This window comes from Algoriphagus boseongensis, from assembly GCF_004362805.1.
GTDB lineage: Bacteria > Bacteroidota > Bacteroidia > Cytophagales > Cyclobacteriaceae > Algoriphagus > Algoriphagus boseongensis.
This window is the reverse complement of sequence record NZ_SNYF01000006.1, coordinates 794400-809257: the sequence shown is the minus strand read 5'-3', so window position 1 is coordinate 809257 and position 14858 is coordinate 794400. Positions and strand designations below refer to the sequence as shown.

Annotated in this window: 13 protein-coding genes; 1 reads left to right on the top strand and 12 read right to left on the bottom strand. The window is 41.2% G+C overall.

Going from position 1 to position 14858, the window contains the following annotated elements:
- Positions 1–2 precede the first annotated feature (2 nt).
- The 5 genes from nqrC to cmk form a co-directional block, all read right to left on the bottom strand.
- On the bottom strand, positions 3–752 hold the full coding sequence (gene nqrC / locus DFQ04_RS11185; protein ID WP_133555809.1) for an NADH:ubiquinone reductase (Na(+)-transporting) subunit C: 750 nt from the start codon (positions 750–752) through the stop codon (positions 3–5).
- Positions 739–1938, bottom strand: coding sequence for an NADH:ubiquinone reductase (Na(+)-transporting) subunit B (locus DFQ04_RS11180; protein ID WP_133555807.1), 1200 nt, complete (start codon positions 1936–1938; stop codon positions 739–741). The genes nqrC and DFQ04_RS11180 overlap by 14 nt, the downstream gene beginning before the upstream one ends.
- A 3-nt stretch (positions 1939–1941) precedes the next feature.
- Positions 1942–3291 (bottom strand): Na(+)-translocating NADH-quinone reductase subunit A, encoded by a 1350-nt coding sequence (locus DFQ04_RS11175; protein ID WP_133555805.1) that lies wholly within the window; start codon positions 3289–3291, stop codon positions 1942–1944.
- A 133-nt stretch (positions 3292–3424) separates the two neighbouring features.
- The gene (locus DFQ04_RS11170; RefSeq protein ID WP_133555949.1) at positions 3425–4321 is read right to left on the bottom strand and encodes a 4-hydroxy-3-methylbut-2-enyl diphosphate reductase; all 897 of its coding nucleotides are present in this window, start codon (positions 4319–4321) and stop codon (positions 3425–3427) included.
- Positions 4305–5009, bottom strand: coding sequence for a (d)CMP kinase (gene cmk, locus DFQ04_RS11165; RefSeq protein WP_133555803.1), 705 nt, complete (start codon positions 5007–5009; stop codon positions 4305–4307). The genes DFQ04_RS11170 and cmk overlap by 17 nt, the downstream gene beginning before the upstream one ends.
- 132 nt (positions 5010–5141) lie before the next feature.
- Here cmk and ade point away from each other — a divergent pair, with 132 nt between their 5' ends.
- Positions 5142–6764 (top strand): adenine deaminase, encoded by a 1623-nt coding sequence (ade, locus tag DFQ04_RS11160; RefSeq protein WP_133555801.1) that lies wholly within the window; start codon positions 5142–5144, stop codon positions 6762–6764.
- Positions 6765–6806: 42 nt separating this feature from the next.
- Here ade and DFQ04_RS11155 read toward each other — a convergent pair whose 3' ends face one another.
- From DFQ04_RS11155 to DFQ04_RS11125, 7 genes are all read right to left on the bottom strand, one after another.
- Positions 6807–8387, bottom strand: coding sequence for a peptide chain release factor 3 (locus DFQ04_RS11155; RefSeq protein WP_133555799.1), 1581 nt, complete (start codon positions 8385–8387; stop codon positions 6807–6809).
- Positions 8388–8558: 171 nt separating this feature from the next.
- Positions 8559–9794 (bottom strand): sensor histidine kinase, encoded by a 1236-nt coding sequence (locus tag DFQ04_RS11150; protein WP_133555797.1) that lies wholly within the window; start codon positions 9792–9794, stop codon positions 8559–8561.
- A gap of 218 nt (positions 9795–10012) precedes the next feature.
- Positions 10013–11323 (bottom strand): ABC transporter permease, encoded by a 1311-nt coding sequence (locus tag DFQ04_RS11145; RefSeq protein WP_133555795.1) that lies wholly within the window; start codon positions 11321–11323, stop codon positions 10013–10015.
- Positions 11316–12209 (bottom strand): ABC transporter ATP-binding protein, encoded by an 894-nt coding sequence (locus DFQ04_RS11140; RefSeq protein WP_133555793.1) that lies wholly within the window; start codon positions 12207–12209, stop codon positions 11316–11318. The genes DFQ04_RS11145 and DFQ04_RS11140 overlap by 8 nt, the downstream gene beginning before the upstream one ends.
- Before the next feature lie 6 nt (positions 12210–12215).
- Entirely contained in the window at positions 12216–13100 is an 885-nt protein-coding gene (locus DFQ04_RS11135; protein ID WP_243739668.1) for a hypothetical protein, read from the bottom strand.
- 78 nt (positions 13101–13178) lie between these two features.
- On the bottom strand, positions 13179–14282 hold the full coding sequence (gene dnaJ / locus DFQ04_RS11130; RefSeq protein ID WP_133555791.1) for a molecular chaperone DnaJ: 1104 nt from the start codon (positions 14280–14282) through the stop codon (positions 13179–13181).
- 7 nt (positions 14283–14289) lie between these two features.
- Positions 14290–14856, bottom strand: coding sequence for a nucleotide exchange factor GrpE (locus tag DFQ04_RS11125; RefSeq protein ID WP_133555944.1), 567 nt, complete (start codon positions 14854–14856; stop codon positions 14290–14292).
- Positions 14857–14858: the final 2 nt, after the last annotated feature.

The following is a 14858-nucleotide window of genomic DNA, read 5'->3' as shown; positions in this document are numbered from 1 at the left end:
TGTTAAAGTCCGGCAACTGCCTGGCTTGAAGATTTAGCTTTAATGTAAGCTTCGTAGTGACCTAGGTAGGCTTTCAACATATTGTTGACACCTGTACCTGTGATGGTAGCACCAGACATTCCATCTACTTTATGCTCGTCTGAGGAATAATCTTTGCCTTCACCTTTTTGCATTTGAACAGCTACTAGTTCACCGGATTCATCGAAAATTTTCTTTCCAATATATCTTTCCTGAACTCCGCCTTCGGTAATTCTAGCTCCCAATCCTGGAGTTTCGCCAGCGTGAGCAAGTGTAATACCTCCGATGGTATTCATATCTGTTTCAATGGCGATATAGCCCCAGATCGCATCCCAAAGTCCAGCCCCATAAAGAGGGAAAATATAGGATTCAACAGCATCAGGATTTCCTTCAGCATGGAACATAAAAACCGGATATTGTCTCTGATCAGCTGGTCTTTTGTAATCCTTTGCGATTTCGACTTTTTCAGCTTCCACCCCAGAGATTTCTTTTCCAGTAATATCAACTACTGTAGAAGAAATTCTTTTTCCGTAAAATTCATTTACCTGCTCAGGTGACATCGCATCGATCTCTTCTGCGCTGATCACAGCTCCAAGGATTTGCTTCTTTTTATCCAAAGCAATAGCCTCTTGCTGCATTGGACCCAATACTTGGGCCGTACCTGAAAGCAGTAGACCAAGAATAATGGTCAATACTGCAGAGAAAACGATAATGTATGTATTAGACTGTTGCACGTTGTAACCTCCTTGTTTTATTCGCTTTTACTACATAATAGTCAATCAATGGAGCCATGACGTTCATGAAAAGAACAGCTAGCATAATCCCTTCCGGGTAAGCTGGATTGGTAACACGGATCACAACCGTGAAGACACCAATCATGATACCATATATCCATTTCCCTAGTTCAGTTTGAGCGGCAGATACCGGGTCTGTTGCCATAAATACCACCCCAAATGCTAGACCACCCATCACCAAATGATAATGTGCAGGCATAGCCATGTATTCGTTGACAGCAAGGGCATTCATTACTAGACCCATTACGTAAGCTCCGCCAAATCCTCCAACGATAATCTTCCAGCTAGCCACTCCAGTAGCCACTAGGATTACCGCACCGACTAAAGCCATCAATGTAGATGTTTCGCCGATTGAACCTGGGATCCATCCCATGAACATATTCATAAAGCTGAAATCAGCTCCAAATGCTGAGTTATGAGAAGCTAATGCTTCGACGGCTGGCTTGCCTTCTACGCCTGCATTGTAAGCAACTGCCAATGCAGTAGCTCCTGAGAATCCATCTACAGCAGTCTTATCTCCAAGGTAAGTCCAAACCTGATCACCAGAAATTTGAGCTGGATAAGCGAAATACAAGAATGCTCTAGCAGTCATGGCTACGTTGAGGATATTCATTCCTGTACCACCGAATACTTCTTTACCAATTACCACTGCGAAGATGGTTGCCAAAGCGACCTGCCATAATGGAATGTATGGAGGCATAACCAAGGCAATCAACATTCCGGTTACCAAGTATCCTTCTGAAATTGGGTGATTACGAATCACACAGAATGTGAATTCAGTCAACAAACCCACTGCATAGGATACAATCAGAATAGGAAGCACAGAAATGGCTCCGAAAATAGCTTTATCAACAAATCCGGCTTCTTCACCAGTGGCCAAGAAATGCTGATGTCCAATATTCAAAATACCAAACAACAAAGCTGGAATCATAGCGATCACTACAGTGATCATAACTCGCTTCAAGTCTGTAGCATCCTTGATCTGGGCTCCTTTCGCCTTTGTGGTCAAGTCTGGTGCGAAAGCAATTGTTCTATGCCCTTCGTAAAGTGTATGGAACTTCTCCCATTTGCCTCCCTTTTCAAAGTTTGGCTTTATTGAATCGAAAAGATTTTGTAATGCCTTCATATCTTAACTGTACATTAATAATTCAATCCCGTGTCTTACCAACTCCTGTAGTTCATTTTTAGAAGGATCCACAAATTCGCAAAGAGCGACATCCTCTTCGACAAGCTCATAAAGACCCAAAGCTTCCATCTCATCAAAGTCCTCTGCATGAATAGCCTTGAACAAATATGTTGGAAGAATATCCATTGGAAGTACTTTCTCAAATACTCCAGAAACTACGAAAGGTCTTTCTTCACCGTGTGTATTGGTATCTACTTTAAATTCTCCTTTGTTCAAGAAAGAAAGCATACCAATCGCTTTATGGAAGCTCAACTTAGAACTACTTGGCTTCAACCAACCCAAAAATTCTTCATAATCACCCTCAGGGATTACAGTGATTTGGTTGGGGTAAAAACCTAAATAACCATCAAGGTTAATTTTTTCTCCTGTAAGAACATTTCCTGAAATCACTCGGACATTGCCAGAATTAAGATTTCCTTTTACAAAAGTGGAAACGTTAGCTCCTACATAAGTCTTCACATATCCAGTTTTGGTCAATTCGGAACCTGTTAAGGCAATCAGCTTAGAAGCGTCATAAACACCTTCCAAAACAGCCTTACCAATCTGAACAATCCCAAAAGGACTTACTGTCCAAGCGAGATCTCCTTTATTGATTGGATCCAGATGATGAATTTGAACTCCGACGTTTCCAGCAGGGTGAGGACCAGAAAACTGGTTTACCTGAGCATTTTTTACTCCAGAGTAAACTGCAGGAACTGGCTTAGAACCATCCACATTCAGATGAACTTTACCAGAAGTCAATTTGGCTAAAGCATCAATCCCAGCCTGGAAGTATTTTTCTTCTCCTTGAAGAGTAAATCCATAATCAGGAGCCAGCGGGTTGGTATCAAATCCAGATACGAAAATAGCCTTTGGAGTATCCTGCGGATTGGCTACGATACCATAAGGTCTTTGGATAATATTTGGCCAAACTCCAGTAGATGCCAATTTCGCAGCAATCTCTTCTCTGGACTGGTTCAGGTCAATTTTACCAAAATTTTCATGGGATACTGTAGAATCAGCTAAAATCTTGATCTCAAGAAGCTTTCTTTTCTCGCCTCTCTTGACTTCGACAATTTCACCGGATACCGGAGCTGCGTAGATTACCTGATCTAAGGCTTTGTCGATCAGGATGGGAGTACCGGCTTTGACGGTATCTCCTTCGTTCACAAGGACTTTGGGACGTTGAATTCCCGGAAAGTCCGTTGGCTTAATGGCGAAGGTCTGAGCTCCAGCGAAATTGGCAAGCTCCAAAGGAGCCTTTCCAACTAGCTTCAGGTCGAATCCCTTCCTAAGCTTCACTATTTTAGACATATCTGTTTTTGAACTAGGTGCGTTTTGAAAAACGCCCCAAATCTAAAGAAAAACCTTTTGAAATGGAGCCAAAGTCACATTAATTGTTCGAACTTTTGATTAAGCGTACAGGCGGCGAAAATCGGAAATAAACTTAAGCTTCCAATATATTTTCTTCTAAAGCCTCCACATGGGACTTTACCTGCTCCATTAACCACATAGGGGTAGATGTAGCTCCGCAAATTCCCACTTTATCACTAGGAGTAAACCAGTCAGGATTTACTTCTGTTTCGTTTTCTATGAAATAACTTCTAGGATTTTCTGAAAGACAAACCTGATAAAGAGCTTTCCCATTTGAGCTTTTTTTGCCAGACACAAACAGAATTACATCATTTTCTTGGGCAAAGCGCATTAGCTGAGGCTCTCTGTTAGAGACCTGACGGCAAATAGAATCATTTGCATTGAAATCAATTTCCTCGATTTCTCCCTTTGCGGCTTTAATTTTTGACTCTATTTTTTCAGAAAGCTCATAAAAGCCCTTGGTACTTTTGGTAGTTTGGCTAAATAAAGTCACCGGGCGTCGGTAATCTATCTTTTCCAAATCAGCCTCTTCCATTACCACGATTGCTTTTTCTAAGGTTTGTCCAGTCAGACCAATTACTTCCGCATGACCTTTTTTACCATAAATGACAATTTGGCCATTTTCTCTCTCCATCTTGTCAAAGGCAGTTTTTACTCTATGCTGCAACTTTAAAACCACAGGGCAGGAAGCATCAATCAGCTCGATATTATTTTCGATAGCCATTTTATAGGTCTCAGGTGGCTCTCCATGAGCTCTGATCAAAACCTTACAGTTACTTAACTCCTGGAGTTTTTCCCGATCAATCACCACAAGACCTTTATCCCTTAGGCGTTTCACTTCCATATCGTTATGCACGATGTCACCTAGGCAATACAATTGATCACTGTTTTCCATCTCGTCCTCTGCCATCTTGATGGCAAATTCAACTCCAAAGCAGTATCCTGAATTTTTATCAATGGTTACCTGCATAATCTTTTTCTTTTTCAATGATTTCTTTAGCCAGATCCACAATCTGCTGCACTTGCTCTTCAAAGGTCAGGTTGCTGGTATCAATTTCTACTGCATCAGGCATTTTGGTCAAAGGGCTTTCAGCTCGGGAAGAATCAATTCTATCTCTTTCAGAAAGGTTGGTTTTGATCTCTTCCATGTCTATCATATCCCCTTTTTCCAATAACTCTTGTTGTCTCCTGGCAGCTCGAGTTTCTAGGTCAGCAGTCATAAAAACCTTCAATTCAGCATCTGGAAAAACTACTGAACCAATGTCTCTTCCATCCATGACTACTCCTTTTTTCTTACCTAAACGCTGCTGCTGAGACACCAATTCTTTCCGAATTTCCTTTACAGTAGCGATCTCGCTTACCTTCTCAGAAACTCTCATAGTCCGGATTTCATCTTCAACGTTCAAGCCATTGAGGTAAGTCTCTTGTTTTTGAGAATCAGGATTTATTTGGAAAGAGATTTCTAAGGTTTTAAGGCCCTTTTCCACATCATGAGGAACGGAAGGAGAAAGGTAATGATTCAAAAAATGAAGGGTAGCCGCCCGATACATTGCCCCAGAATCGATGTAGGTAAATCCCAAAGCCTTGGCAACTGCTTTCGCTGTCGAACTTTTCCCGCAACCTGAATATCCATCTATGGCGATGACGATTTTGCCCATTAAAAAAACCTGTCTTGGTTTAGCTATTAATTTTGGGCAAATATAGTAGTTTTAATCCAAACCTATCCCCGAAATGGAAAAGGCTTTGCTCTTATTCAAGGCTGAAAACCATTGATTTTTGAATTAAAAACCATGAAAATCCAAGGAAATCTAGTAGACATCCCTGCTAGAGAAATTTATACCGCAGAGATTGAAGTCCTAGAAGGTAAAATCAAAGAAATCCAAAGAATTAAGGAAAATCCAAACCTACCTTTTCTCTTGCCTGGTTTCATTGATGCCCATGTACATGTAGAATCTTCCATGCTTGTTCCCTCCGAATTTGCAAGATTGGCCGTAGTCCATGGAACCGTGGCAACTATTTCCGACCCTCACGAAATCGCGAATGTTTGCGGGATGGAAGGTGTGGAATACATGATTGCAAATGGAAAGCAGGTTCCCTTCCATTTTTTCTTCGGAGCCCCATCCTGTGTACCTGCCACGCCTTTTGAAACAGCAGGAGCAGAGCTTGATGCAGATAACATTGAGAATCTTATGAGCCGTCCTGAAATCCATTACCTCGCCGAAATGATGAATTGGCCAGGTACCGTAAATCGGGATCCTTTGGTCATGGAAAAAATCAGGATTTCCCAAAAGTATGGCAAACCCATAGACGGACATGCTCCTGGTCTAAAGGGAGAACTAGCTGAAAAATATGTCAGTGCTGGGCCAAGTACGGATCATGAGTGTTTTACTTATGAGGAGGCATTTGGCAAAATCAAACTAGGGATGAAGATTTCCATTCGGGAAGGTTCTGCCGCTAAAAACTTTGAAGCTTTAATCGACCTGATCGATGATTATCCGGAGATGATTATGTTTTGTTCAGATGATAAGCATCCAGACAATTTGGCCATTGGGCATATCAATGAATTGGTGGCGAGGGCTATAACCAAAGGCAAAGATTTATTCGATGTATTGCGGGCTGCCTGTCTAAATCCAATTTCCCATTATTCTTTGCCTGTCGGGAAACTTCAAAAGGATGATTCGGCTGATTTTATTTTAGTCAAGGACTTGAAAAAGTTTGAAGTCATCGCCACTTATATTAAAGGACAAAAAGTAGCTGAAACCGGAAAGACACTGATTACTCGAATCAAAAATGAGGTCATCAATAATTTCCACACCTCACTCAAAAAACCCGAAGACTTTCAAGTCAAAGCAAAAGGAACCAAGGTAAGGGTGATTGAAGCGCTAGACGGTCAATTGATTACTCCGGGAATTGAAGGTGATATTTTAATCAAAAATGGATTTGCAGAATCCAATCCTGAAAAGGACATCCTGAAAATCACTGTAGTCAACCGGTACCAGGAAGCACCTCCTGCAGTGGCCTTTATCAAAAACTTCGGGCTGAAAACTGGAGCGATTGCCTCCTCAGTAGGTCACGACTCACACAATATCATTGCCGTGGGCGTAGACGATGAGTCTATCTGCAGAGCTGTTAATTTGATTATTGAAGCAAAAGGCGGGGTGTCGGCGGTCTCGGGAGATAAAGAACAAATCCTACCTCTTCCAGTAGGAGGAATCATGTCTGATGAGGATGGATATAAAGTTGCCGAAGCCTATACCCGAATTGACCGAATGGCCAAGGAAATGGGATCCAAGTTGAACTCTCCATTTATGACTCTGAGTTTTATGGCCCTATTGGTAATTCCTGATTTAAAGCTAAGTGACAAGGGCTTGTTTAATGGGCAAAAGTTTGAGTTTTGTGATGTATTTATCTAAAAAGAAAAACCCTCCAAATTTTATTAACTGGAGGGTTTTTGCTTAAAACTCAGATGTAAAATAAAATTCAATCTCTGGGTAATTATCCTGGACCATTTGCAGCCAGGATTTTGACTCTGCCATAAAGACCAGTTTGTCATCCTTGTCTCTGGCGATATACCTGCTTTTTGAGCGGACAAACTCATCTAATTGCTTTTTATCCTTGCTGCTAATCCAGCAAGCTTTATACAAGTTCATCGGATGAAACTCCACCGTCGCATTGTATTCATTTTTTAGGCGGAATTGAATTACCTCAAATTGAAGTTGCCCCACTGTACCCACAACCTTCCTAGATCCCATATCGAAAGTGAACAACTGAGCGACCCCTTCTTCCATCAACTGCTTGAGTCCTTTTTCAAGCTGTTTGGTTTTCATGGCGTCCTTATTGATTACCTCTCGGAAAATCTCAGGTGAAAAACTTGGAATACCAGTGAAAATCATGTTTTCTCCTTCAGTCAAGGTATCACCGATTTTCAAATTTCCTGTATCGTAAAGGCCGACAATATCTCCTGGGAAAGCCTCATCTATGATTTCTTTGTCTTGAGCCATAAACTGAGTCACATTGGAAAAGCGAAGTGGCTTCGGTCCACGGACATGGTTGTAAGGCTTGTTCCGCTCAAATTTACCTGAGCAGATTCGTAAAAAGGCAATCCGGTTCCGGTGATTAGGATCCATGTTAGCATGGATCTTAAAGACGAAACCAGAAAATTTAGACTCATCAGGTTTTACCTCACGGGTATCAGTTTCTCTGCTTTTTGGAGCTGGTGCGATCTTAATAAACGTGTCCAGCATCTCATTTACCCCAAAATTATTCACCGCTGACCCAAAAAACACTGGAGCTACCTTCCCTTCCAAATAGTCTTTGATATCAAAATCCGGATATACTCCTTCTATCAATTCTACATCTTCCCGAAGTTGGTTGGCATTTGTTGTCCCAATTAATTTCTCCAATTCAGGGTCTTCTAAATTTTCAAAAACCTGACGATCATCGCTCAGTTTTCTCTGGGATGGTGTGAAAAGATTTAGCTTCTGGTCGTAAAGGTTGTAAACCCCTTTAAAGCCCTTTCCCATCCCGATGGGCCAGGAAAGCGGACGAACTTTGATATTTAACTTTTCTTCCACCTCGTCCAACAAATCATAAGGATCTCTACCCTCACGGTCAAGTTTATTGATAAAGCAGATTACTGGTGTATTTCTCATCCGGCAGACTTCCATCAACTTTTCTGTCTGGATCTCAACCCCCTTCACGCAGTCAATTACCATAATTACTGAATCGACAGCGGTTAGAGTCCTATAGGTATCTTCCGCAAAATCCTGGTGACCAGGGGTATCCAAAAGGTTGATTTTGGTGTCCTTGTATTCAAAACCCATTACAGAGGTAGCAACAGAGATACCTCTTTGCTTTTCGATTTCCATCCAGTCGGATTTGGTGGCCGTATCGATTTTGTTGGATTTGACAGCTCCGGCTGTTTGGATTGCCCCTCCAAAAAGGAGTAATTTTTCAGTCAAAGTCGTCTTTCCAGCATCTGGGTGGGCAATGATGGCAAAGGTCCTTCTCTTTTTGATCTCTTCGGTCAAACTCATGGGTAGTAAAATTCAGGGGGCAAAGGTAAGGAAAATGGATTTACGATGTTCGAATTAAGACTTACGACATTTTGAAGAACCTCACCCCAATTTTTAAAGGTCCAAACTTGAGGGCAAAAAGTTGAAGTCCGGATTTATGTCGTAAATCGTCTATCTGAACTCGTAAATCTATTAATATTCCAAAATCCCCTCAGTAATAAACTGAGAAGCGTCTTCCAGATTTCCCAAAAGCATAATTCGGAATGTAGTCCCTTTTCCTACTTCGGAACTTTTCACAAAAATCTTCCCTCCATGATACCCTTCTACAATCCGTTTGGCTAAAGTAAGTCCTAAGCCCCAGCCTCTTTGACGAGTTGAAAATCCCGGGTTAAATACCTTTTTGAAGTTTCTTTTTTCAATCCCTTTTCCTGTATCGCTGATATCAACGATTACATATTTATCACTGTCCTGAATGATTTCGATAGTGATTTTTCCAATGCCTTTCATTGCATCCACTGCATTCTTGCAGATATTTTCCACCACCCACTCAAACAAGGGTTTATTCATCATGGCGTCCAAATCTTTGGAATCGGCATTGATAGACATCTCCACTTTAGTAGAAATTCTTGGGCGCAGGTAATTGATGGTCTCCTCGATCACTTCGTAAAGATTTTCGGCCTGGATGACGGGCTTGCTTCCAATGCTGCTAAATCGCTCAGTAACCATCCTCAGCTTGACCACATCCTTATCCATTTCTGTAATGATCTCTTTGTTTTCCTCCCACACCGGAGAATTTCTCAAATAATCAATCCAGGCCATCAAAGAAGCGATCGGGGTCCCTAGTTGATGCGCAGTTTCTTTGGTCAAACCCGCCCAAACCCGATTTTGCTCGGCAATTTTACTTTGGTTGAAAAGCGCGTAGGCCAAAACTCCAAAAAGAATAATAACTGCGAGCTGGATGTAGGGATAGTACCTCAGATTGGTCAACAACTCCGAGTTTCGATAAAAAACCCGGATATCTGCTTCCCGGAGATAAATAGGCTCATATTCCTCTTCCATCTCCAAAAGCTCTTTTTCCAAAGTCTTGGTAGAATCAGGCTGGTTAGCATTTTTTTTGAATTTGATATTCCTGAATTCGATAGGAGTTCCTTCCGAATCCACCATGATGATGGGAATGGAATAATTCTGCTGAATGATTTCCTGATTGATAAAGGTCAGATTTTCGGAGGTAGTGGCAGCATATTCCAAAGCACTGGAAAGCAATTCAATTTGCCTCTGCTCCCGCTCTTTCAATTCCTCAACCAATAGATTGGTGTACCAAATCGATCCCGAACCAATTAAAATGGAGACCAAAAAAACCAGCCATTTGACCTGTTTTTTGTTTTGGTAAAAATCAATCGAAGTAAGATCCTGAAATCGGTTTTTCATTGGGGACTATAAGCGTATTAGAATTATAAACTCCCAAGAGCTGAAGAAAGTATTTCCAAGTTAGGAGAATTACTTTTTCACAATTAGAGTCCATATCCAGGTATTGCTGATTGAAAAATTAACCAGATTTCTGAGAAATACCCATGAGCCCAAGGAATTTCTCCTTTTTGCCACAAGTAAGTTGAAAATATTGGGCTTAATCTAATCTCCCGAGTAGCCTATTGACTGGCCTTAACCCATTTCCAAAGGATTTTGTAAGTCGGCTTAGTTCCATGCATAAGAATCCCGATCCGGTAAATTTTACCTGCTAACCAAGTGGTAAACAAAAATCCAGCAATCAGAAGTCCCATAGATAAAGCCAATTCCCAAAAAGGAACTCCATAACTTATCCTGCCCATCATGGCGATCGGAGAAGTCAATGGAATGACAGAAAGCCAAAAAGAAGTGGTGCTATTGGGGTCTTGCAACACAAATACAAAAAGCCCCATGTACGAAACAATCAAGGGAATGGTAATAGGAAACATAAACTGCTGTGCATCAGAAGGAGCATCAACCGCCGATCCAATGGCTGCGAATAAAGAACCATAAAGCAAATACCCACCAAGAAAATAGAAAATGAAGCTAGTGACTAATGCAAAAAAGTCAATCCCATCAATGACCATTAAGATCCTGGACAATTCTCCCGCATCTGGGGCAGCTTGTGCAAATTCAGGATTGGCCATTTCCATGGCTTGTTGCTGTGGCATTTGCATTCCCAAAACACCGATCACAATGGAAGAGAGAGAGCCTATGAGAAATACCCAAATCAAAAACTGAGTCAAGCCTACAGCACCGATTCCCACAATTTTTCCCATCATCAGTTGGAAAGGACGCAAAGAAGAAACCAAGATCTCTACGATTCGACTTGATTTTTCCTCGATTACTCCCTGCATGATCTGGTTGCCATAGATGAAAATGAAAAGGTAAATGAGAATCCCAGAAACAAAACCCAATGCATAGTTCACCGTGGCGTCATTAACTTTCTCCTCTCCTTCATCTCCCAAAGTCACCGATTGGATATCGATAGAAGTACGAATATCCTTTAAAACCTGAGGGTCAATTCCCTTTTCGTAAAGTCGCTGATCCTCTATTTTCCGCTTCAAAGCTCCCTCTAAGTACCCCATCAGATTCATGTTGGGATTATCTATGGAGTAAAATTGGATGCCTTTGGGATTGGTCAAGTCCATTTTTGGGATGTAAAGGAAGCCATAACGTTCCCCTTCCTGAACCATCTTTTTTGCTTCCTCAGCATCTTTTATCGAAGAAGTAAAAGCATATTGTTCGGAGCTCTCCATGAAAAAAAGATTGGTCTCATCAATTACCTCAATGATCCGAAGGGATTGATTTTCCTTTTCTTGAACTGCAATCCACACAAAAATCCCCATAATGGCTGGGAAAATCAGCGGTGTCAAAAGGGTGGCAATCAAAAACGACTTCTTTTTAACCCGAGCCAAATACTCCCGCTGAATTACTAATAAGATCTTATGCATTTGCGGTTGCTTTTACTTGCTGAATAAAAATTTCCTCCATAGTAGGGATTCTTTCTCTGAAAGAGACCACTTCCCCATACTCCATCATTTCTGAAAGCAATTGATTAGGTGATTTCCCCGCCAAAGGCAAAGAAATTTCATAGAAGTCGCCTTCTTGCTTTGGGGTCCATTCCTGAGGCAATGGATTATTGATAGAGGTCAAAGTAATCTCAAAAACCTCTGGTCTGAATTGGGATTTAATCTCTCGAATAGTACCATCAAGAATTTTTCGAGATCGGTTGATCATTGCCACCTGGTCGCAAAGCAATTCGACTGACTCCATCCTGTGCGTACTCAGAATCACCGTGGTACCATTGGATTTTAATTCCAGAATTTCATTTTTTATGATTTCCGCATTGACTGGATCAAAACCGGAAAATGGCTCATCTAAAATTAAAATTGAAGGCTGATGGATTACTGTGGAAATGAACTGTACTTTTTGAGCCATTCCTTTGGATAGATCTTCGATCTTTTTGTCTCGCCAAGAATAAATATCCAGTTTATCCAACCAGGCTTTTACCTTGGATTTGGCTTCATTTTGATCAAGACCTTTTAATCTGGCGAAATAAATGAGCTGGTCCCATACTTTCATCTTTTTATAAAGTCCCCTCTCCTCTGGCAAGTATCCAATCTTTCGAATATCATCTGCTGAAAGGACTTTTCCAGCGATTTTTACAGTTCCGCTATCTTGCTCGATAATCTGGTTAATGATTCGGATTAGGGTTGTTTTCCCTGCACCATTAGGACCTAACAGGCCAAAAATAATTCCTGTTGGAACAAAAAGACTGACATCGGTTAGCGCCCGGTGATTTTCGTATGATTTATTTAAATTCTCTATTTCCAGCATAAAAGCTTATTCAACGGTGACCGAGCCTACCCCTACATCTATTATCAAATCCAGCAATTTGGGGTTAGAAGATCGGTAGCCCTTACTCACATAAACTCCCTTTTCTGTTGACTTCAAATATTTTGGCATTGAAGTCCGGCACATGGGAGTAGTTCTCATCTTGATTCGGACAGGGACGTCTTCAGGAGGCAAGACCAAATGGACACTACCCACACTTACAGCAGAAATTACCTGACAAGCTTGCGGCAATCCATCAGAGAAATTTAGATCAATTTTCCCATAATCCACCTCAAAAATCATCTGCTTGGCATTGGTAAAATTGGCTCTGTCTATTTCCAAAGTACCCATGCTTAAGGTAACTAAAAGGGTGTCCATAGCTACAGAATTCGGAGAATTTTGACTGTAAAAAATACTGACATCAGAACTGGCACTTCGGACGATTAATTTGGAAACCGGGATTTGGCTTAGGTCCATTTCCGACTTTCCCATTCCCAAAGAAAAATTCAGCGCATACAAATAATTCGAGCTGAGACCTACATCCCAAGTGTGGTCGTATCCATCTCCTGAGAAAAAAAGCTTGGAGGTTATACTTTTCCCGAGATTATCGGATTCAATGTTTTTATGCACCAAAGAAGCAGATAAAACTCCTTTAGATACAGATTGGCTGAACTCGGGAAGAATATTGGATTGCGCTAGATGGCCATGGATATAAATGGGATCCTGGACCACATTCCTTTTTAAATTGACATAGCTTTTGTAGGAAGAGAAATCAAGATTGACCATCTCGAAGCCCTTCTTTTCTGTGACTTTGTATTCTTTTACAAATTGCGCCTGACTAGAATTAAGCCCCAGAAGGATCCAAGTGAAAAGCAGACACAGTTTTTTCAGCATAGGGATAGGGTACGAGGCACTTTGGAAAAGGTTTTAAAAATATAAAAAAAGCCAGATTTGCATCTGGCTTCAACATTTTTAGAAAAATTCTTTCATTTTATCGAAGAAAGTCTTTTCCTGACGTCCTGGGTTAGGTTTGAAGTTTTCTGAATCCTTCATTCCTTCCAAAGCAATTCTTTCTTCTCTGGAAAGCTGGGTTGGAGTCCATACATTGACCATGATCAATTGGTCTCCCCTGCTATATCCATTGATATCCTTAATCCCCTTACCCTTTAAGCGAAGCATTTTTCCGCTTTGAGTTCCTGGATCTATTTTGATTTTTACTTTTCCATCTATAGTTGGAACTTCTACAGAATCACCAAGGGCTGCCTGAATGAAAGAAACATACAGATCATAGATCACATTATTTCCCTCTCTTTGGAAGACATTTTCTTCTGCTTCCTCTATCACAATCAGCAAATCACCGGGAATACCCCCGGGAATTTCATTTCCTTTTCCAGACATGCTTAGCTGCATACCGTCTGCAACTCCACCTGGGATATTGATTGTAATTACTTCTTCTTTGATGATAAGTCCTCGGGAATCTGCCTCAGCTGGCTTTTTATCCACTATCTGACCAGATCCACCACAAACGGCACAAGTAGAAGCCGAGACCATTTGGCCCAGCATGGTATTTACCACCTTTTTGATCTGTCCGGTTCCTTGGCAAGTAGAACAAGACTTAAAGCTAACCCCAGGAGCTACCACATGACGCTTCACTTTGATTTTCTTCTCAACTCCATTGGCAATTTCCTGGAGATTTAACTTGAGTTTTACTCTAAGATTTGTACCCTTTTTTGTTCGTCGGCCACCGCCTCCTCCAAAGAAAGACCCAAATCCTCCACCTCCGAAAATATCACCGAACTGGGAGAAAATATCTTCCATATTCATCCCAGCTCCGCCATATCCGCCATTTCCACCCAATCCCTGATGGCCAAATTGGTCATAGCGGGCTTTTTTATCCGGATTGCTAAGAACTTCATAAGCCTCTGCGGCCTCCTTGAATTTTTCTTCAGCTTCAGGATTGTCAGGATTTTTATCTGGGTGGTACTGAATCGCTAATTTTCGATAAGCCTTTTTGATCTCATCTGCGCTAGCGGATTTGGATACCCCTAATACCTCGTAATAGTCTCTTTTTGCCATAATTTTATTAAGCTCCGGTTACCACCTTAGCATATCTCACCACTTTGTCACCCAAGGTGTAGCCCTTTTCGACTACATCGATTACTGCACCTTTCATTTCTTCACTTGGGGCAGGAATCTGGGTGATTGCCTCTTGGGTATCCGCATCGAAAGGCTTTCCTACCAAATCATCCATGGCTTTCAGGCCTTTGGACTCTAAAATTCTTACCAGCTTGTGAAATATCAATTGGCTGCCTTCTTTGATTTTGGCAACTTCAGTTTCATTTTCTGCGGCCTTGAAAGCTCTTTCAAAGTCATCTACAACAGGAATAAGATCCTTCAAAACCTCTTCAGAAGCTGTCTTGATCAGGTCAATTCTTTCCTTGGCAGTTCTTTTTCTAAAATTTTCAAAATCGGAGTACAACCTTAGGTACTTATCTTTTAAATCTGCCACTTCAGCTTCCAATTTTGAATCTTGATTTTCTGCCTGAGACTCATTGGTTTCAGAGTTTGCTTCTTTTTGTGCATTTTCTTCAACCATTTGTCCTTCAGCTTTTTGATTGATTTCCTGTTCTACTTGTTCTTTATTTTCCATAA

Coding starts and splice junctions, on each gene's coding strand:
- DFQ04_RS11180 (WP_133555807.1), bottom strand. CDS start 1,938: ATGAAGGCATTACAAAATCTTTTCGATTCAATAAAGCCAAACTTTGAA.
- DFQ04_RS11175 (WP_133555805.1), bottom strand. CDS start 3,291: ATGTCTAAAATAGTGAAGCTTAGGAAGGGATTCGACCTGAAGCTAGTT.
- DFQ04_RS11170 (WP_133555949.1), bottom strand. CDS start 4,321: ATGCAGGTAACCATTGATAAAAATTCAGGATACTGCTTTGGAGTTGAA.
- cmk (WP_133555803.1), bottom strand. CDS start 5,009: ATGGGCAAAATCGTCATCGCCATAGATGGATATTCAGGTTGCGGGAAA.
- ade (WP_133555801.1), top strand. CDS start 5,142: ATGAAAATCCAAGGAAATCTAGTAGACATCCCTGCTAGAGAAATTTAT.
- DFQ04_RS11155 (WP_133555799.1), bottom strand. CDS start 8,387: ATGAGTTTGACCGAAGAGATCAAAAAGAGAAGGACCTTTGCCATCATT.
- DFQ04_RS11150 (WP_133555797.1), bottom strand. CDS start 9,794: ATGAAAAACCGATTTCAGGATCTTACTTCGATTGATTTTTACCAAAAC.
- DFQ04_RS11145 (WP_133555795.1), bottom strand. CDS start 11,323: ATGCATAAGATCTTATTAGTAATTCAGCGGGAGTATTTGGCTCGGGTT.
- DFQ04_RS11140 (WP_133555793.1), bottom strand. CDS start 12,209: ATGCTGGAAATAGAGAATTTAAATAAATCATACGAAAATCACCGGGCG.
- DFQ04_RS11135 (WP_243739668.1), bottom strand. CDS start 13,100: ATGCTGAAAAAACTGTGTCTGCTTTTCACTTGGATCCTTCTGGGGCTT.
- dnaJ (WP_133555791.1), bottom strand. CDS start 14,282: ATGGCAAAAAGAGACTATTACGAGGTATTAGGGGTATCCAAATCCGCT.
- DFQ04_RS11125 (WP_133555944.1), bottom strand. CDS start 14,856: ATGGAAAATAAAGAACAAGTAGAACAGGAAATCAATCAAAAAGCTGAA.